At 68.6% G+C, this 17,907-nt stretch carries 21 protein-coding genes and 2 riboswitches; of the genes, 9 read left to right on the top strand and 12 right to left on the bottom strand.

Features of this window, described 5'->3' with window-relative positions; genetic code table 11:
- Nucleotides 1-11: 11 nt before the first annotated feature.
- A riboswitch (TPP riboswitch) is annotated at nt 12-123 on the top strand.
- The 4 genes from G7043_RS10795 to G7043_RS10780 all read left to right on the top strand — a co-directional run bounded on the left by G7043_RS10795 (nt 109) and on the right by G7043_RS10780 (nt 2,547).
- Nucleotides 109-1,074 carry an FAD-dependent oxidoreductase gene (locus G7043_RS10795; protein WP_390827107.1) on the top strand — a complete coding sequence of 322 codons (966 nt, stop codon included), beginning with the start codon at nt 109-111 and terminating at the stop codon, nt 1,072-1,074. Its footprint overlaps the riboswitch before it by 15 nt.
- The gene (thiS, locus tag G7043_RS10790) at nt 1,071-1,271 is read left to right on the top strand and encodes a sulfur carrier protein ThiS (RefSeq protein ID WP_112262725.1); all 201 of its coding nucleotides are present in this window, start codon (nt 1,071-1,073) and stop codon (nt 1,269-1,271) included. Before G7043_RS10795 ends, thiS begins: the two co-directional genes overlap by 4 nt.
- Nucleotide 1,272: 1 nt before the next feature.
- On the top strand, nt 1,273-2,028 hold the full coding sequence (gene thiG / locus G7043_RS10785) for a thiazole synthase (RefSeq protein ID WP_166045420.1): 756 nt from the start codon (nt 1,273-1,275) through the stop codon (nt 2,026-2,028).
- Between the two features lie 75 nt (nt 2,029-2,103).
- Nucleotides 2,104-2,547 carry a MarR family winged helix-turn-helix transcriptional regulator gene (locus tag G7043_RS10780; protein ID WP_313887795.1) on the top strand — a complete coding sequence of 148 codons (444 nt, stop codon included), beginning with the start codon at nt 2,104-2,106 and terminating at the stop codon, nt 2,545-2,547.
- A gap of 33 nt (nt 2,548-2,580) precedes the next feature.
- Here the strand turns inward: G7043_RS10780 and G7043_RS10775 are convergent, their stop codons facing one another.
- Both G7043_RS10775 and G7043_RS10770 read right to left on the bottom strand, forming a co-directional pair.
- Nucleotides 2,581-2,928 carry a hypothetical protein gene (locus G7043_RS10775; protein ID WP_166045419.1) on the bottom strand — a complete coding sequence of 116 codons (348 nt, stop codon included), beginning with the start codon at nt 2,926-2,928 and terminating at the stop codon, nt 2,581-2,583.
- On the bottom strand, nt 2,925-3,536 hold the full coding sequence (locus tag G7043_RS10770) for a hypothetical protein (RefSeq protein WP_166045418.1): 612 nt from the start codon (nt 3,534-3,536) through the stop codon (nt 2,925-2,927). Before G7043_RS10770 ends, G7043_RS10775 begins: the two co-directional genes overlap by 4 nt.
- Before the next feature lie 93 nt (nt 3,537-3,629).
- On the opposite strand from G7043_RS10770, the gene G7043_RS10765 reads away from it, so the two are divergent.
- The gene (locus G7043_RS10765; protein ID WP_166045417.1) at nt 3,630-4,553 is read left to right on the top strand and encodes a helix-turn-helix domain-containing protein; all 924 of its coding nucleotides are present in this window, start codon (nt 3,630-3,632) and stop codon (nt 4,551-4,553) included.
- A 331-nt stretch (nt 4,554-4,884) separates the two neighbouring features.
- On the opposite strand, the gene G7043_RS10760 is transcribed toward G7043_RS10765, so the two are convergent.
- Nucleotides 4,885-5,301 (bottom strand): SRPBCC domain-containing protein, encoded by a 417-nt coding sequence (locus tag G7043_RS10760; protein ID WP_166045416.1) that lies wholly within the window; start codon nt 5,299-5,301, stop codon nt 4,885-4,887.
- 58 nt (nt 5,302-5,359) lie between these two features.
- Here G7043_RS10760 and G7043_RS10755 point away from each other — a divergent pair, with 58 nt between their 5' ends.
- Nucleotides 5,360-5,905 carry a TetR/AcrR family transcriptional regulator gene (locus G7043_RS10755; protein WP_207310928.1) on the top strand — a complete coding sequence of 182 codons (546 nt, stop codon included), beginning with the start codon at nt 5,360-5,362 and terminating at the stop codon, nt 5,903-5,905.
- Here G7043_RS10755 and thiD read toward each other — a convergent pair.
- The 4 genes from thiD to G7043_RS10735 all read right to left on the bottom strand — a co-directional run bounded on the left by thiD (nt 5,848) and on the right by G7043_RS10735 (nt 9,745).
- Nucleotides 5,848-6,666 (bottom strand): bifunctional hydroxymethylpyrimidine kinase/phosphomethylpyrimidine kinase, encoded by an 819-nt coding sequence (gene thiD, locus G7043_RS10750; RefSeq protein ID WP_166045415.1) that lies wholly within the window; start codon nt 6,664-6,666, stop codon nt 5,848-5,850. The two genes, G7043_RS10755 and thiD, sit on opposite strands and share 58 nt — an antisense overlap.
- Nucleotides 6,663-8,318 (bottom strand): phosphomethylpyrimidine synthase ThiC, encoded by a 1,656-nt coding sequence (gene thiC, locus G7043_RS10745; RefSeq protein ID WP_166045414.1) that lies wholly within the window; start codon nt 8,316-8,318, stop codon nt 6,663-6,665. The genes thiD and thiC overlap by 4 nt, the downstream gene beginning before the upstream one ends.
- A riboswitch (TPP riboswitch) is annotated at nt 8,308-8,432 on the bottom strand. It overlaps the preceding gene by 11 nt.
- 172 nt (nt 8,433-8,604) lie before the next feature.
- On the bottom strand, nt 8,605-9,072 hold the full coding sequence (locus tag G7043_RS10740; RefSeq protein WP_166045413.1) for a hypothetical protein: 468 nt from the start codon (nt 9,070-9,072) through the stop codon (nt 8,605-8,607).
- A 70-nt stretch (nt 9,073-9,142) separates the two neighbouring features.
- Complete coding sequence (locus G7043_RS10735; RefSeq protein ID WP_166045412.1) at nt 9,143-9,745, bottom strand: LysE family translocator; 603 nt, start codon at nt 9,743-9,745, stop codon at nt 9,143-9,145.
- 72 nt (nt 9,746-9,817) lie between these two features.
- Here G7043_RS10735 and G7043_RS10730 point away from each other — a divergent pair, with 72 nt between their 5' ends.
- Entirely contained in the window at nt 9,818-10,753 is a 936-nt protein-coding gene (locus G7043_RS10730) for an aldo/keto reductase (protein ID WP_166045411.1), read from the top strand.
- 17 nt (nt 10,754-10,770) lie between these two features.
- Here the strand turns inward: G7043_RS10730 and G7043_RS10725 are convergent, their stop codons facing one another.
- Nucleotides 10,771-11,352 (bottom strand): peptide deformylase, encoded by a 582-nt coding sequence (locus tag G7043_RS10725; protein ID WP_166045410.1) that lies wholly within the window; start codon nt 11,350-11,352, stop codon nt 10,771-10,773.
- 108 nt (nt 11,353-11,460) lie between these two features.
- On the opposite strand from G7043_RS10725, the gene G7043_RS10720 reads away from it, so the two are divergent.
- A complete protein-coding gene (locus tag G7043_RS10720) occupies nt 11,461-11,739 on the top strand; it encodes a DUF3263 domain-containing protein (protein ID WP_086662719.1) in 279 nt (92 codons plus the stop codon).
- Complete coding sequence (locus G7043_RS10715) at nt 11,739-12,332, top strand: LytR C-terminal domain-containing protein (protein ID WP_166045409.1); 594 nt, start codon at nt 11,739-11,741, stop codon at nt 12,330-12,332. The genes G7043_RS10720 and G7043_RS10715 overlap by 1 nt, the downstream gene beginning before the upstream one ends.
- A gap of 58 nt (nt 12,333-12,390) precedes the next feature.
- Here G7043_RS10715 and G7043_RS10710 read toward each other — a convergent pair whose 3' ends face one another.
- From G7043_RS10710 to G7043_RS10695, 4 genes are all read right to left on the bottom strand, one after another.
- Complete coding sequence (locus tag G7043_RS10710) at nt 12,391-14,544, bottom strand: AAA family ATPase (RefSeq protein ID WP_166045408.1); 2,154 nt, start codon at nt 14,542-14,544, stop codon at nt 12,391-12,393.
- A gap of 84 nt (nt 14,545-14,628) precedes the next feature.
- Complete coding sequence (gene pssA, locus G7043_RS10705) at nt 14,629-15,597, bottom strand: CDP-diacylglycerol--serine O-phosphatidyltransferase (protein WP_207310927.1); 969 nt, start codon at nt 15,595-15,597, stop codon at nt 14,629-14,631.
- Nucleotides 15,597-16,292, bottom strand: coding sequence for a phosphatidylserine decarboxylase (locus G7043_RS10700; RefSeq protein ID WP_086662584.1), 696 nt, complete (start codon nt 16,290-16,292; stop codon nt 15,597-15,599). The genes pssA and G7043_RS10700 overlap by 1 nt, the downstream gene beginning before the upstream one ends.
- Before the next feature lie 204 nt (nt 16,293-16,496).
- Complete coding sequence (locus G7043_RS10695; RefSeq protein ID WP_166045407.1) at nt 16,497-17,906, bottom strand: M48 family metallopeptidase; 1,410 nt, start codon at nt 17,904-17,906, stop codon at nt 16,497-16,499.
- Between the last annotated feature and the right edge of the window lies 1 nt (nt 17,907).

Below are 17,907 nucleotides of genomic sequence, written 5' to 3'. Positions count from 1 at the left end.
GTTATGTTGATGGCGGTCCGCACGGGAGCCTGGAGAACACCGGGCTGAGAGGGAGCGTGGTTCGCTCCGACCGTCGAACCTGATCCGGGTCATGCCGGCGCAGGGAGCGTGAATGCCTTGAGCAGTGTGGAAGTGGCCGTCCGGGGTGGCGGTGTCATCGGCCTGTCCGTCGCGTTGTTCGCGGCACGGGCCGGGTACTCGGTTTCCGTGTTCGACGACGGTTCGCCGCACGCGGGCTCGCGGGTCGCGGGCGGGATGCTGGCACCGTTGACCGAGGCGTGGCCGGGCGAGGAAGCCGTGGTGGCGCAGGGGGTTGAGGCCCTCGCGAGGTGGCCGGACTTCGCCGCGTCGATCGGCGTTCCGCTGTTCACCGCCGGCACGTTGGCCGTCGGTACGCAACCCGGTGACCTCGCTGACCTGCGGCACGCGGGGGAGTTGCTGACCTCGCGGGAGATCCGTGCGCTGGAACCGTCGCTGGGGCCCGCTGTTCGTGGTGGCGTGTACGCGTCGGGTGACCTCGCCGTCGACAACCGCGTGCTGCTTTCCGCACTGTGGAAGGCATGCGTCGACCTCGGCGTGCGGTCCAATGTGGATGGACGGGTCACGGTGATCGCGGCCGGGGCGTGGAGCGGTCAGTTGCACCCCGCGTTGCGCGACGTGATCCGGCCGGTCAAAGGCGAGATTCTGCGGCTGACGCACCGGACCGGGGCCTTGCCGCCGCCGAAGCACACCATCCGCGCACTGGTTTCCGGCCGTCCGGTGTACCTGGTGCCGCGATCGGACGGACTGGTGGTCGGCGCGACCCAGTACGAGGCGGGGTTCGACACCGACGTGTCCGTGTCGGGCGTGCGGGATCTGTTGCGCGACGCGGAAACCGTGTTGCCGGGCATCGCCGAGTACGCGTTGACCGAGGCCGCCGTCGGGTTCCGCGCGGGCAGTCCCGACAACGTGCCGATCGTGCGCTGGCTCGAACCCGGCGTGATCGCCGCGACCGGACACCACCGCAACGGTCTGCTGCTGGCCCCGCACACCGCTCGTCTCGTGGTCGGGCTGCTTGAAGGAGGAAGTTCGTGAAAGCACAGGTCAACGGCACATCGCGGGACCTCGCCGACGGCACGTCGGTGGCCGCGGTGGTGTCGCTGGTGGGGGCGCCGGACAAGGGCGTGGCCGTGGCGCTCGACGGTGCTGTGGTGCCGAGGGCGTTGTGGGACAAGACGATCGTGCCGGACGGCGGCGTGGTCGAGGTGCTGACCGCGGTCCAGGGAGGCTGACGTGGACGACCCGTTGATCATCGCGGGCCGGGAGTTCCGGTCCAGGCTCATCACCGGCACCGGCGGTGCCGCGAACCTCTCCGTGCTGGAACGGGCCCTCGTGGCGTCCGGCACCGAGCTCACCACCGTGGCGATGCGCCGGGTGGACGCCGCCGGCCAGACCGGCGTGCTGGAGTTGTTGCGGCGCCTTGGAATCGAGGTCCTGCCGAACACCGCAGGCTGCCGCACCTCCGCAGAGGCCGTGCTGACCGCCCAGCTGGCGCGCGAGGCGTTGGAGACGAACTGGGTCAAGCTCGAGGTCGTGCACGACGAGGAGACCCTGCTGCCGGACCCCGTCGAACTGCTCGACGCCGCCGAACGGTTGGTGCAGGACGGATTCGTGGTACTGCCGTACACGAATGACGACCCGGTGCTGGCCCGCAAGCTCGAGGACATCGGCTGCGCCACGGTCATGCCTCTCGGATCGCCTATTGGGACAGGGCTCGGCATCCGCAACCCGCACAACATCGAGCTGATCACCTCGCGCGCAGGCGTCCCGGTGGTGCTCGACGCGGGCATCGGCACGGCGTCCGATGCGGCGCTGGCCATGGAACTCGGCTGCTCAGCGGTGTTGCTGGCGACCGCCGTCACACGAGCGCAGGACCCGGAACGGATGGGCGCCGCCATGCGTTGTGCGGTCGAGGGCGGAAGGCTGGCGCGGTTGGCCGGCCGAATTCCGCAGCGCTTTTGGGCCCAAGCGTCTTCGCCGGGTCTTTGAGTCGCTACCTTGGGTACTCACGTGTTGGGGGATGATTGACCATTACCTGATCCCCGCCGAGGAGGACGACAAGCCGTGACGGCCCCCATTGACGCCGAGGTCGAGGACGCGACCGCGCGTCTGTACCTGGCGATCGGCCGGCTGGCCCGGTTGCTGCGACGCACCGGTTCCCCCGGACTCGGCCCCGGCGCGGTCTCCGCGCTCGCCACGCTGGCCAGGTGCGGCCCCATGCGCCTGGGAGACCTCGCGAACAAGGAGGGCGTGGCGCCCCCGACGTTGTCCCGCATCGTCGCCGCGCTGGTCGAAGCCGGTTACGTGAAGCGCGAACCGGACCCGCAGGACGGCCGCGCCTGGCTCGCCACCCCCACGCCCGAGGGCGAGACGATGGTGTCCGGCGTGCGGTCCGCACGCGTGCGCGAGCTGCAGCGGCGGATCGAGCAGCTCACGCCCGAGCACGTTTCCGCACTGGTGCACGCTCTCGACGCGCTAGAGACCCTGGTCGGCGAAGAGTCGAAGTAGCTGCGCGGCTGGCACCGGTCTGATCGATGCGGGTCAGGCCGGGGTCCACAACATTGGCCCGGTTACCACCACGAGCCGAGGCGCCAGCCGATCTCCCGGAGCGGGCAGGCTCAGCAACTCCTCGACGATGTGCGGCAGCGAGCCTGTTCGCTCCCACACGATGCCGGGCGGCTCGTCTCCGTCGGTGCGCAACGCCATCGCGTCGCCCTCATCGCGCACACGAACGGCGTCGATCCAATCGCCTGGCCACACCCGATAGCCGTCGACCTGTGTCGGCACGCCCGCGACCACGTCTCGGTGCACAAACGTCCAGCCCGCGTCCCTGATGGCGATGAGCCCAGCGAGCGCAGGAAACGCTCGGATCGCCGCCGCGTCGCTCACGAGGTCATCCCGAGCAGAAGCAGAGACGCGTGTTCTGCGGTGTTCGGATTGAGCCGGTAGTGGAACTGGGGACGCTCAGGCGTGTTCGGGTCCGGAAGTTCACGCGTCACGTAGCCGGCTTCATAGAGCTCCTGCAGGCTCCGGCGTACCGCGACGTCTCCGCGGCGGACCTTGTCGCACAGCTTCATCACCGTGAAGGACGTCTCAGGGGCGTCGTACAGGACCTTGAGGACTCGTTGGTAGCGCGGCAGACCGGGCAGCGGTGAGACAGAGCGCGGCCCTTCGCCTCGTTCGTCCGCGAGGAAGGCCTCGACAACGTCTTGAGTGTCCGGCGCCAGTCGAAAGCGGGCCACGGCGGACTTCTCGTCCTCGGACCAAGCTTTCGCTACGACGCCGACGCGTTCGAGCGCCTTCAACGCGTACCAGATGGAAGCATCTGTGCGTTTCGGTCCGCCGCCCGCCACCTGCGCGGCGGTCAACCAGTCCGATGCGCCGCCGAGAAGCTGATCGAGAATGTGCCGCTTGAGCGCCAGCCCTTCCGGAGGCAGTCCGTGCAGCGCGTGAAGGATGCGTTCGTTGGCTGGAAGCAGTTGTCCGAGGTCGCCCATGGTCCCTCCTGGATCAGTTCTCCTCTCGGTGGTCTCGACATCACATGCCGTGAGGTGAACGGGAAAGGCGTCCACAGAGTGTCCACACCTGCGATGACCGTGCCTGGTACTCGACTGCGAGCCGCACGCGAGGACGCCGGGCTCTCACTCACCCAGATGGCGAGAACCATCAGGTTCTCCAAATCGTTGCTCGGTATGGTCGAGACCGGCAAGCGCGCGGCTTCGGCGGAGCTGGTCGAGGCGTACGAACGAGTCCTAGGGGTCGACATGTGGCGCAAGGACATCACACACTCGAACCTGCTCATCCTCACGAAAGCAAGCCGGGCCGCTCTGCTGGCAGGGGTCGAGCAAGGTGATCCCGGACCGCTGCGGAACACGCCGACAGCACATCGAACGGACGTGAGTCTGGGTAACGCCGTCTCCGAGAAGGCGGCAGAGTGGTTCCGGAAATGGGCGGTCGAGGGCGACACGGCGACTTTGCGAACGAACTCGCTGAGCGTTATCGCCAAGCTTCCTGGCCAGGAGAACGCCGATCTGGTGATTCAGGTGCTGGAGAACGATCCGAAGGTGCGTCGGCTGATCGTGGCGAGCGAGATTTCCCGGCTCACCCAACTCGATTGGAAGGTCGCGCTCAGGAGCGCGGACGGCCCGACCGCGATTCCGGACCCACGAAAGCTTGCGCTGAAGCTGGCCAAGGGCGCGATCAACCCCAAGGGCACGGAATCGCGGTGGGCCTGCACCTACCTGCTCACCCGGATGGTTCCTGTTCTCGGCCCTAGGCAGGTTGAGTTGGTAGTGAGCCTTTTCCAACTTATTCGTGCTGGTCCGAGGTGTTCCCTCACCAGCAGATGGCGAGTTGGTAGTAGAAAACTGCCGACGCAAGCGTTTGCTGATCACGTCAGCTACTACCAACTTCCCTCACGCCACCATGAGAGCGCGACCAGCCCGACACTCCCGTTCCGACGGCATGACCAGCTGAAACAGAATGGAATAGGCTCAGTAGGAAAGTGCTTGTGAAATCGTTTGCAGATCACCTCAAATGCCACCAACTGCGCCAGTGAGATCAATACAAGGTAGGGCGTACGAAATCACCTCTCTGGTGGTTGAGAAACGACAGAATCGGCCGAAGCAGACTCTTCCTCCTCGGTTTCGCGATCCTCTGTGTGCTCAGTTCTGCCGTCGCTGGTTGGCCGAGTTGGTCGGCCGCGTTGATGGTCGCGCTCCTCTCGGTCGTGTCGTTGGTCGGTGACTACTTGTTCTGGCGTGCTGACTTGCGGCGGACTGAGAAGTCGAAGGACGCTTAAGCCTGTGGAAAGGGGTTCGCCGAATGGTTTGGCCAGCCCTGATGTCAGTCGGCGAAGAGTCGAAGTAGCGCCTGGTTGAAGGCGTCGAACTCCGCGACCAGCACCTCGCGGGTCTGCGCCAGCACGTCGGCGGCCATCGTGCCGGTGAACTCCTCGACGTTCACCAGCCGTGTGCCGCTTTCCACCTCACTGAGCTCCCAGCGGTGGCGACCGAAGAAGGTCCCCTGCTCGCCACCCTGGGATGCCAGCAAATAAGGATCCATCGACGTGATCTCGCCGTCGAAGTCGCGCTCGAACGGCGTGCCCTTGGCCGCCTTCACCTTGGTGTGCATGCCATCTACCTGTGTGTATTCCATCACGGGGTTCCACTGCGCGTAACCCGCGAAGTCCACCAGCACTCGCCACACGTCGTCGATCGGCGCGGGGACGACCAGCTCTGTCCTGACCTCATTTTCCTGCATGGTTGTTCAGCATAATGACAGCGGCTAGTCTTTTTCCATCGTTGGGATCAAGGGACAGGTGCAGCAGCGCGGCGTCGAGCGACGCCGCGAGATCGTTGATGCCGCAATAGAACTGTTCGGTGTCAACGGATACGCGGGCACGGGCGTCGCGGCCATCGCGAAGAAGGCGGGCGTCACGCCGTCCGCGGTGATCCACCACTTCGGGTCCAAGGAGAACCTGCTCAAAGCGGTTCTGGACGAGTTCGACGCACGGGCGGCAGCGCGCGTGTCGTCGAAGGACCTCGTCACGGCGTTGCTGGAGGACGCCGAATACACCATGGCGCACAAGGGTTTGGCGACGTTGCACACGGTGTTGCAAGCCGAGCACCTGGCGCGCGACGATGAGATCACGCGGCGCTTCCGCGAACGCAACCGGATGCTCCGCGGCCACTTCGCCGCACAGTGGGGCGAAGCGGCCGCGGTGGAGCTGATCGCGTTCCTGGAAGGCGCGTTGACGGTCTGGCTGCTCGATCCGGAGCAGACCGACCTGAAGGCGATGTACGCCCGTTACCTGTCGAGCCTCCAGAACGGTGAGACCGGGCCGACGCCACCGCCCAGGGGATAGGCGGCCGCGACGGACTTCACGATGAAGTCCTTGCCGAACCGCACCGCCTCCGGCACCGACGCACCGCGGGCCAGCGCCGAACTGATCGACGACGCGAGCGTGTCGCCACTGCCGTGCGTGTTCTTGGTGTCGTAGCGCGGGCCGGGCAGCTCGATGAACTCGCGGCCGTCGTACAGCAGGTCGAGGCACTCCGGGTCGTCCCACATGTGGCCGCCCTTCACGAGCACCCACTCCGGGCCCATGGCGTGCAACGCTTCCGCCGCGACCCGTTGGTCGGCGCGGTCCTTCACCGCGATTCCGGTGATCAGCCGCACCTCGTCGAGGTTCGGCGTCACCAGCGTCGCGCGCGGGAACAGCAGGCCGCGCAACGCGTCGAGGGCGTTGTCGGCGAGCAGTTGGTCGCCGTGCATGGACGCCGAAACGGGGTCGACGACGAACGGGGTCCTGCCGGAACGCCCGATCCCGACCCGGTCGAGCGCGGGCGTGATCGCCTCGATGATCACCGCCGACGCCAGCATGCCGGTCTTGGCGGCCTGCAGCCCGATGTCCTCGGCGACCGAGATGATCTGCGCCGCGACGACGTCCGCCGGGATCTCGGAAACGCCCGTGACGCCCAAGGAGTTCTGGACCGTCACGGCCGTCAGCGCGACGCAGCCGTGCACTCCGCACGCGAACAACGTGCGGAGGTCGGCCTGGATGCCCGCACCACCGCCGGAATCGCTTCCGGCGATGGTGAGGACCCTGGGTGGTGTCACTGTCACGAAGTCTCCACGACCGGCAGGTAGACCTTGTTGCCCGTGTCCGCGAACTCGCCGGACTTCTCCGCCATGCCCGCCTCGATCGCCTCCACTGTGGACAGTCCGCGTTCCTCGGCGTAGCGCCGCACGTCCTGCGTGATCTTCATGGAGCAGAACTTCGGCCCGCACATCGAGCAGAAGTGCGCCGTCTTCGCCGGTTCCGCGGGGAGCGTCTCGTCGTGGAACGAACGCGCGGTGTCCGGGTCGAGCGACAGGTTGAACTGGTCCTCCCAGCGGAACTCGAAGCGCGCCTTGGACAGCGCGTCGTCCCAGTCCTGGACGCCGGGGTGGCCCTTGGCCAGGTCGGCGGAGTGCGCCGCGATCTTGTAGGTGATCACGCCGGTCTTCACGTCGTCCCGGTTCGGCAGGCCGAGGTGCTCCTTCGGCGTGACGTAGCAGAGCATCGCGGTGCCCAGCCAGCCGATCTGCGCCGCACCGATCGCGGACGTGATGTGGTCGTACGCCGGCGCGATGTCCGTGGCCAGCGGCCCGAGGGTGTAGAACGGCGCCTCACCGCACCACTCCTCCTCCAGCCGCACGTTCTCGGCGATCTTGTGCATCGGCACGTGGCCGGGGCCCTCGATCATCACCTGGACGTCCTTGGCGCGCGCGATGTGCGTGAGCTCGCCGAGCGTGCGAAGTTCGGCGAACTGCGCCTCGTCGTTGGCGTCCGCGATGGAACCCGGCCGCAGCCCGTCACCCAGCGAGAACGTCACGTCGTAGGTGCGCAGGATGTCGCAGAGCTCCTCGAAGTGCGTGTAGAGGAAGCTCTCCTGGTGGTGCGCGAGGCACCACGCGGCCATGATCGAACCACCGCGCGAGACGATGCCGGTGACGCGCTTGGCCGTCAGCGGCACGTACCGCAGCAGCACGCCCGCGTGCACGGTCATGTAGTCGACGCCCTGCTCGCACTGCTCGATCACGGTGTCGCGGTAGACCTCCCACGACAGCGCGGCCGGATCGCCGTTGACCTTCTCCAGCGCCTGGTAGATCGGCACGGTGCCGATGGGCACGGGCGAGTTGCGCAGGATCCACTCGCGCGTCTCGTGAATCCGCTTGCCGGTGGACAGGTCCATGATCGTGTCGGCACCCCAGCGGGACGCCCACACCATCTTCTCGACCTCGTCCTCGATCGACGACGACACGGCGGAGTTGCCGATGTTGGCGTTGATCTTGACGAGGAACTTCTTGCCGATGATCATCGGCTCGGCCTCGGGGTGCTTGCGGTTCAACGGAATGACCGCACGCCCGATGGCGACCTCGTTGCGCACGAACTCCGCGTCGAGGTTCTCGCGCACCGCGATGTAGCGCATCTCCGGGGTGATGATCCCGGCCTTCGCGTACGCGAGCTGACTGACAGCTCCGTTGATCGGTTCCCGTGCGGCGATCCACCCCGACCTGAGGTCGGGAAGTCCACTGTGGACGTCGATGGTCGCGTTGTCGTCGGTATACGGACCGGAAGTGTCGTACAGATCGACATGTTCGCCGTTGGTCAGTTCCACCCTGCGGAAAGGCACCCGAACAGAATCGGACACCTCGCGGTACACCTTGCGGGAGCCCGAGATCGGGCCGGTGGTCACACTGGGCTTGACCGAACGGTCGTCAAGTGCCGTCACGACATTCCTCCCTACGCCGGCATTACCCGGTCAGGTTCAGGCGGTCGGTGACACCGGCGTAGCAGCCAGTCACCCTCTCAGCCCGCTCAGGCGCGAGCTCCCGCGTTGTGTTGAGTTGTCGAGACCTGACCATAGTCAGCGCGCGCCGTAGCTGCCAAGCGCTCGCTTTGGCCCTAACCTTCTCTCTCGTGGCGGATCATCAGCCGTTCCCGCCCGGCGCGCGTCGCGGTCAACGTCCCGCCGTGGTCTCGGCATGCCCTTCCTGCGGTGAACTCGCAGGTCGCGGCTACCCCGACTGCGGTTTCTGCGCGGAACTGCTCGACCAGTTCTGGCTCGCGGACTGGGAAGCCCTGCGGACGTCGTCCCAGCTGGCGGACCGGGAACTGGCCGAACTGGTGACCTCCTCCGACGTGGGGCAGTACCCGTGGACGTGCGTCGACTGGGCGATGACCCTGCTGGCGTGCTCCCGCTGCGGTGCCGAGCTCGGCACCGGACCGGTCGAGTGCGTGCGCTGCGCGGTCACCGAGGAGCGCCGGTGGAACTGGGACCACTCGGCGCACCCGTACACGATGAGCGCGAACGAGCACCTTTTACGAGTCGCCCGCGCGGCCCTGCGCGCACCCCACCGGCGGCGGCCGGCGGTGGTGCGGGCCTGGCAGCTGGTGCTGCCGTTCCTGATCGCCGGTGAGGTGATCGAGTTCGGTCGTCTCGACCGCGTTCGCGCGCACGTGCTGGCCGGCGGGTACGCGTCCATGGCCGCGTGCCACACCCTCGACGAGCTGGCCGGGTTGCCCGAGCTGTTCTGGCGCCGGGGCAACCCGATCTCAACGCGGGTCGAGTACCAGCCGGATTCCGAGCGCCAGCAGCACGCCGCCCGACAGCTTCTCGAGCGCGGGACGAACGCGCGGACGGCGCAGCCAGCCGCGGATGGTGTGCAGGATCGACACGATGATCAGGTACCAGACGGTGTCGATCAGCACCCAGCCGACGGCGAGGAAGAGGAGAACCCCCTGGCCGGCCTCCCCAGCAGGCACGAACTGCGGTAGGAACGAGATCGCGAACACGCCGAGCTTCGGGTTGGCCAGGTTCACGACCAGCCCGCTGCGGAACGCGTGGCTGGCCGGCGGGGGCTCGTCGGTGGGCAGGCTCTTGCTGATCAGGGCCTTGACGCCCAGGTAGATCAGGAAGACCGCGCCGATGATCCGCAGCGCGTGGTAGGCGATCTCGGACGCCGTGAGCAGCACCGACAGGCCCAGAGCAGCGGCGATGGCCCAGCACGCGACGCCGACCTCCATGCCGAACACCGTCGCCAGCGCGGCCTTTCGCCCGTGCACCGACTGTCGCAGGACCATGGCCGTGCCAGGTCCGGGCGACAGTGCGATGAGGAACGAGGCCGCCACGAAGGCGACGATGTTTTCGATTGGCATGCCTCGATGGTCGCCGATCGGAGCAACTTGTTTCTTGACCTGGAGCGCGCTCCAGGATGTTCGCTGTTGCTCATGACGGATCTGGGCAAGATGGGTTTCGGCACGTGGGCCATGGGTGGCCCGTTCTTCAGCGGTGGTCAGCCGGTCGGGTGGGGGCCGGCCGACGACGGGCAGTCGCTGAAGGCGTTGCGGCGAGCGTTCGAGCTGGGCGTGACGCTGTTCGACACCGCGGACGTGTACGGCTGCGGGCACGCGGAGACGCTGGTCGGGCAAGCGTTTGCGGATGTACGTGACCAGGTGCGGATCGCCACGAAGTGGGGATGCACGTTCGACGCCGGGTCACGGGAGATGACGGGGAACGACGGGTCCGTCGCGTACCTGCGCCGTGCGGTCGAGGGGTCCTTGCGGCGCTTGGGGACGGACTGGATCGACCTGTACCAGCTGCACATCGGCGACCTGCCGCTGGAGGAGGCCGCGCTGCTGCGGGACGAGTGCGAGGCGCTGGTCGCCGCGGGCAAGATCCGCGCGTACGGGTGGAGCACCGACGACGTCGAACGGGCGCGGTTCTTCGCGGCCGGCGAGCACGGGATCGCCGCTCAGGCGGACATCAACCTGCTGTTCGACAACCCCGAGATGTACGCGGGGGAGTACTCGGTGCTGTGCCGGCGTCCGCTCGCGATGGGGCTGCTGGCGCGGGAGACGTTCACCGAGCTGCCCGCCGACGACGTGCGCGTCACGAACCCGTCGTGGCTGCGGTTCTTCGTCGACGGGAAGCCGTCGCCGGAGTACTTCCAGGCGCGGGAGGCCGTGCGGGACGTGCTGACGTCCGGTGGCAGGACCCTGGTGCAGGGCGCGCTGGCGTGGTTCTGGGCGCGTTCTCCCCGGTTGATCCCGATTCCGGGCATCCGGACGGTGGAGCAGGCCGAGGAGAACGCGGGTGCGCTGGCGTTCGGGCCGCTGACGGCCGACGAACTGGCGCAGGTGGAGTCGGTGCTCCGCCAGTCCTAGTCAGTCCTCGTCCGGCGTCAGTCGTCGTCTTCGTCGGCGAAGTTCGCGGGGTCTGCCGGGTCCCAGGACAGGTCCGGCACACCCCACTCGTTGTCGCGCAGCATCCGCTTCGACTCCTTCTTGTACCGGCCGACGAGCCGGTCGAGGTACAGGTAGCCGTTGAGGTGGTCGGTCTCGTGCTGCAGGCAACGGGCGAAGAAGCCGGTGCCCTCGACCTCGAACGGCTGCCCGTCCACGTCCTGCCCGGTCACCTTCGCCCATTGGGCGCGTCCGGTCGGGTACGCCTCGCCGGGCACGGACAGGCAGCCCTCGAAGTCGTCGTCCGGGTCCGGCATGGTCTCCGGGATCTCGGAGGTCTCGAGCACCGGGTTCACGATCACCCCGCGGTGCTGCACACCGTCGTCGTCCGGGCAGTCGTACACGAAGACCCTCAGGTCGAAACCGATCTGGTTGGCCGCGAGCCCGACTCCGCGAGCGGCCGCCATCGTCTCGAACATGTCGTCGACGAGCGTCTTCAGCTCGGTGTCGAACTTGGTGATCTCACGCGTCGAGTTGTGAAGCACGGGGTCACCAGCGATGCGGATGCGATGCACGGCCATGGTCAGACCTTAAGCGGTCCAAAACTGTCGGTGTCGCGCGGTAGGTTGGAACGATCACGTGATTGAATTGCCCGCACCTGAGATGGTGTGGCGACCGTGGGGAGCCAGATGGATCACGCCGAGGCGCTTACCTCCGCTGACGGGCTGACCAGCCGCGAACGCACGATGCTGGCGTTCGAGAAGCAGTGGTGGAAGTACTCGGGATCCAAGGAACAGGCCATCAGGGAACTGTTCGACATGTCGGCCACTCGCTACTACCAGCTGCTCAACGCGCTAGTTGAGAAGGAAGCCGCTCTGGCTGCCGATCCGATGCTGGTCAAGCGGTTGCGCGGGGTGCGGACAGGCCGCCAGAGGGTTCGCGCACGCGCCAGGAGCACCGAGGACTGATGACCTCCCCCGAGTCCGCCAGCCCGTCCCGTCCGGCCAAGGCCGCCGGGTTCGCCCTGCTCGGCGTCGCCGCCGTGGCCCTGATCATCGGTGTGGTCAGCCTGTTCGGTGGTGGGTCCGACACACCTTCCGCCGACGGCAGTTCCACCGCGCCGCCACCACCTCAGACGACCACCGGGTCGCCGACCGTGCCGACGGACACGTCCGTGCCGCCGGCGGCCACCACCACGACGGCTCCGCCGGTTTCTTCCGCTGAACAGCCGCCTCCGCCGCCGGTGACCCAGCCGGGTGCGGTGAAGGTTCCGGTCCGGGTCTACAACAACTCGACGATCACCGGGCTGGCGTCGAAGGCCGCGGATGAGGTGCGGGCCAACGGGTGGACCGTCGCCGACACCGGCAACTACGCGCAGGGGACCATCCCCACCACGACCGTGTACTACCGGCCGGGGACCGATGAAGAGGCTTCCGCCAAGGAACTCGCCAGGGTGCTGCGGGCTCGGGTCGAGCCTCGGTTCACCGGGATCGAGCAGTCGCCGGCGGGCGTCATCCTGATCGTCACCAACGACTTCCAGGGCGCGTCCAAGAACAAGTAGAGGTTGATGAGGGGAGCTTTCATCAACCTGAGGTTTGGGAAAGCTCCCCTCATCAACGTCAGCGGTTCGCCGCGTAGGCCGCCAGCGCTGCCAGCTGTGCCGGGTCGAGCGAGGGGCGCACGACCTGCCTCGCCTTGGCCAGGTGGGCCTGCGTCACCTCGGCCGCGTCCAGCGACTCGCGCATGGCGGTCAGCGCCGCTTCGCGCACCAGGGCCGCGCAGTCCGCCGCCGAGTACATGTCCAGCTCGGCGGCCAGTGCGGCCAGGTCCACGTCGCCCGCGAGCGGAGTGTTGCGGGAAGAGGCCTTGAGGATTTCCGTGCGAGCCTCGGCGTCCGGCGGCGGCACGTTGACCAGCCGCTCCAACCGGCCCGGCCGCAGCAGTGCCGGGTCGATCAGCTCCGGGCGGTTGGTCGCGGCGATCACCACGACGTCCCGCAGTGGCTCGACGCCGTCGAGCTCGGTCAGCAGGGCCGCCACGACGCGGTCCGCGACACCGGAGTCCGACGACTGGCCTCGCCGTGGAGCCAGGGCGTCCACCTCGTCCAGGAACACCAGGGCCGGCGCGGCGTCGGCGGCCCGGCGGAACAGTTCACGCACAGCACGTTCGGACTCGCCCACGAACTTGTCCATCAGCTCGGCGCCCTTGACGGTGAAGACGTTCAACTGGCCGGAACCGGCGAGCGCGCGCACCAGGAACGTCTTGCCACACCCCGGCGGCCCGTACAGCAACACGCCACGCGGCGGCGCCACGCCCAGGCGGGCAAAGGAGTCCGGGTAGCGCAGCGGCCAGAGGGCGGCCTCGGTCAGGGCCTGCTTGACCTCCACCATGTCGCCGACGTCGTCCAGCGTCAGGCCACCGGTCTGGATGGTGTCCGAGGCGGACATGGAGATCGGGCGGACGGTGCCGAGCGCGCCGAGCAGATCCTCTTGTCCCACACGAGGTTCCGCCACGTCGCGTTGCCGCAGCGCCGCCCGCACCGCAGCCTCCCGGCGCAGAGCGCACAGGTCGGCCGCCACGAAACCGGGCGTCCGCTCGGCCACGGCGCCCAAGTCCACTTCGGACTCGAGCGGGACGTCGCGCAGCAGGACCCGCAGCAGTTCGGTGCGCGTGGCCCCGTCCGGGAGAGGCAGGGTCAGCTCGCGGTCCACCAGATCGGGCGCGCGCAGGCGGGCGTCGACAGACTCCGCGCGGGCGGACGTGACCACCAGTGCCAGGTTCGGGCGGGACACGGCGGTGCGCAGGATGTCGAGCACCACCGTCGCGACCGGGGGAGGTGTCGAGGGGAGCAGCGCGTCGATGTCGGTGAGCAGCAGGACGGTCGGCTGTTCCGGGACCCCGGCGATCGCGTCACCCAGCTGCTTGGCCATCGCGCCCGGCTCCAGCACCCCGATGCTCGGGGCGGCCAGTTCCACGACCGACGCGCCCACCGAATGAGCCACCGCGCGCACCAGCGTCGCCTTGCCGACGCCTTCCGGCCCGCTGACCATGGCCGCGAGCCGTGCGGACGCGCCCAGCTTGGTGAGGAGTTCTGGTTGGCGGAACATCAGTTCCAGCCATTCGGTCAGGCGCCGGGCCTGGTCCTTCTGACCCACCAGGTCGGTGAGGGGAACGGCGTCGTGCTTCTCCTGCACCACGACCGGGGTCACCTCGGCCGCCGGAGCAGAAGCCGAACGCCAGCCCACGACGCTGGACGGCTGCACGGCCACCGGCCCCGCCGGGTCGGTCGAGGTGATGGTGATGAGCTCGTTGGTCCACGTCATGCCGATGGCGTTGGACAACTTGCGGCGCGTCTCGGAGACGTTGGCGCCGGGCGGCGGCGCGAGGTCCTGCGGAAGGAGGCTCACGTTGTCGCCGACGGTGAGCACCTTGCCGGTCAACGCCAAGCGGACGTGATCGGGCGTGAGCGCGGTGCTGGCCAGCCGGGAGCCGGCAACGGTGATCGACCGCGCGCCCGCCACCTGCACGGGTGCCACGACGATCTCGGAACCCTCGACCACGCCGAGGTTGGTGAGCGTGACGTCGTCCACTAGCACCACACCAGGGGGTTGTTCGCCGGAGGCGGCCAGGGCGGCGCTCACGCGGGCACCGGTCAGCTTCACGGCGTCCCAGGCGCGCAGGCCCAGGGCGTCGAGCACCTCGGGGTGGAGGCGGACGACGCCGCGGCGGGTGTCCAGTGCGGACGGGGACAGACGAGCCGTCAGCGTGATCACGCCGACGACTCTAGTGCGGACGGGCCCTGAAAGACCTCGGGCCGGACACGATGAACGTGTCCGGCCCGAGGGCAGAGCGTGCGATCACGGCTTGTGGTGTCGGCGAAGCCCCAACTGGCGCCAGGACCGACGGCGGTTGCCGGCCGTCGGTGCCGCACCCTCCGCCGCAGCAGCGGTGGAAGCGTCACGCCGTGGACGACGCACCGCGCGCATCGCGGCACCGGCCACACGGCCGTGCAGCGGCTGGCGCAGGCCGAGCCGACGGGCTGCCACGCCGTGCGCGCGCTTGATCGCGCGGCGTTCGACGCCCGTGACGGTCCAGGCCTCCGGGTGCTTGGACAGCCACATGTACCGGCGCACCGAGTACGGCAGGTGCCCGAGGTACACGACCATCGCGATGATCAGCGCCACCAACGGGTACGTGATGACCGCGGCGGCCAGCAGTCCGATGAGGACCAGCAGGGGTGCGACCGCGCGCGGCGGCACCTTCACGGTCTTCACGGACAGGGTCGGGATGCGCGACACCAGCAGGATCGCGACGACGACCGTCCACACACCGACGACGATCGGGTCGTTCCACCAGCCCTTGGTGCGCACCTGCTCCTCGATGATCAGAGGCAGCAGCAGCAACAGGCCGCCGGCCGGAGCGGGCACGCCGACGAAGAACTCCTTCGCGAACGGCGGCTGTTCCTTCTCCAGCAACGTGTTGAAGCGGGCCAGGCGGACCACCATGCAGACCGCGAAGATCAGCGCGATGACCCAGCCGGCCCTGCTGCCCTCGAACTTCCAGAGGTAGATCGCGAGGGCGGGCGCGACACCGAACGAGATGGCGTCGGCCAGCGAGTCGAGCTCGGCGCCCATCTTGGACGTCGCGTCCAGCAGGCGGGCGATGCGGCCGTCGAGGCCGTCGAACACGGCCGCTGCCGCGATCGACGCGATGGCCGCGCCCCACATGCCGACGTTCGCGAAGTGCACGGCGGACAGGCCCGAGCACATGGCGAGGACCGTGATCGCGTTCGGCAGGAGGCGAACGCCGGGCCCGCTGGGCGCCATCAGGCCTCCGGGAGCTCAGCGAGGACGGTCTCCCCGCCGATGGTGCGCTGGCCGGCCTCGACCAGGACGCGGCTGCCGCGCGGCACGTAGAGGTCCACGCGCGAGCCGAAGCGGATCAGGCCGTAGGTCTGGCCCGCGGTGACCTTCTCGCCCTCGGCGACCTCGCACACGATGCGGCGCGCGACCAGGCCGGCGATCTGCACGACGACGAGGTCGTGGCCGTTGACGGTGCGCAGCCACACGGTGTTGCGCTCGTTCTCCTCGGACGCCTTGTCGAGGTCGGCCGAGAGGAACTTGCCGGGGTGGTACGAGACCTGGACGACCTCGCCGTCCGCGGGCACGCGCTGCACGTGCACGTCGAAGACCGAGAGGAACACGCTGACGCGCGTCATCGGCTGCGAGCCCAGGCCGAGCTCGGCCGGCGGGACGGCGTCGACGACGTGCGAGACCGTGCCGTCGGCCGGAGCCACCGCGAGGTTCGGGCGGGTCGGCGTCACGCGCTTCGGCTCGCGGAAGAACCACGCCACCCACGCCGTGACCAGCGCGAGGACGACGCCCAGGCGCTTGAAGCGCAGCCGGACGAGGAGGGTCGCGATCGCTGCGCCGGCGACGAACGGGCGTCCAGCCGGGTGCATCGGCGGCACCATGCCGCGGGCGAGTTCGAGGAAGTGAGAGACGGGCTTCTCGCTGCTCATCGTGTCTGTGGGTTCCGTAGCTTCCGTGGATGTCGGGCGGCATCACGCTACGCCAACACGCCAAACCGCCCATCGGGACTGCCGGAAAAAGCAAGTGGCCGGTCGGCTCGTGCATCCCCCGACGAATGCACGTGCCGACCGGCACCTGCAACCAGTGTAATCCCCGTCACATGGCGTGAACAACGTCGCTGGGTGAGCGTTCCGTCACAGTCCGTCCACGCCGATCGCCTGCAACCGGAGTCGCACTTCAGCGACCCGATTAGCGTCACGAACAGCGGGTGCCACGAGATCATCCGGGTAGATCGCAGCTCCGTCGGGCAGACGCAGCACGAACATCCCGCCCCAGTTGAGTTCCAGCGTGGCACGGTTAGCGGAAACCAGCTGGTCGGCGACCGCGCAGGCGAGGAGTTCCGTCACGGTTTCGACGGCTGCCTCGTGCACCTGTTCGGCGGTCAGCGAGGCGTCCACGGGCCTGCCGGTGAGCTTGTGCAGCTCGGCCCTGGCCAACGCCGCCAGCACGTCGGCCAGCGTCTCGCCGACCTTGCTCACCCGGCCCGCGTGCCGCAGCGCGTCGGCGTAGCGGCGCACCTGGGCGGGGCCGCTCACCCGCACGAGCTCCTCCCACGTCGCCGGCGGACCCTCCACGCCGACCAGCTGCGAGGTCGCCTCCGGTGGGATGCCCGAGAGCAACGTCCAGCCCGGCCGGTCGTCGATCGGCATGTCTCCGCTGCTCAGCAGGGCCATCGTGGCCACTCGCTCGCGGATCGGCGGGTGGCTGTCGAACACCGACTTCGGCTCCAGCTCGGCCATCCTGCGCTCCAGCTCGCGCAGGTCGTGCACGCGGCGCGGGTGGTCGAGGTAGGAGCGGAAGCCTTCGAGCAACGGCGGTGTGCGTCCCGCGATGAGCGCGAGCGACACATAAGACGTGCGGTAGTCGTTCCACGCCTCGCCCACCGGACCACTGCGCAGCAACGCCCTGCGCGCCGCGTCCCTGCCCGCCGCGGCGACCGCCACCTCGTCGGCGAACCGCTCGTGGTCACGGCTCTCCGACGCGGCGACCAGCGCGTAGAGGTGCGCCCACGCGCTGAGCAGCCCGAACACGCGGTCCCCGTGCAGGGACAGTTGCAGCGCGAGCTTGGCCCGGAAGGTCATCGCCGACAGCTGGGTGTGGCCGCCGCCGTAGTGGCCGAACTCGTGCGCGAGCACCGACCTCAGCTCGCCGACGCTCAACCCTGCCACCAGCGGCAGGCCCAGTTCGAGGTAGCGCACGCCACGGCGTTCCCACACGGCCGCGTTCGCGCCGTCGACGAGCCGGATGTCGTCGGGACCGCGCGTGCCGGCGAGCCGCGCCAGTTCGTCCACGTGCCGCCACAGCTCGGGATGGGCCTCGCGGGCCATCCGGAACCCGCTCGGCTCCGGCCGCGCGAAGAACGCCCGCAGCGTCGCCCAGAGCGCGGGTCCGCCCAGCCCCACCGCGACGACCAGCATCCAGACGCCACCCTCGGGATCGCCGATCGAGAACCGCCAGATCGCGATCGCCGTCAGTCCGCCCGCGAGCGCCACCGCGAGCACGAAGAAGCCCGCGAGCATCACCAGCGCCAGTGCCGCTCTCATT

The sequence above is a fragment of the Lentzea alba genome (assembly GCF_011067745.1).
Classification (GTDB): Bacteria; Actinomycetota; Actinomycetes; order Mycobacteriales; family Pseudonocardiaceae; genus Lentzea; species Lentzea alba.
Note: the sequence above shows the minus strand (reverse complement) of the source record. Positions and strands in the feature narration are given on the sequence as shown.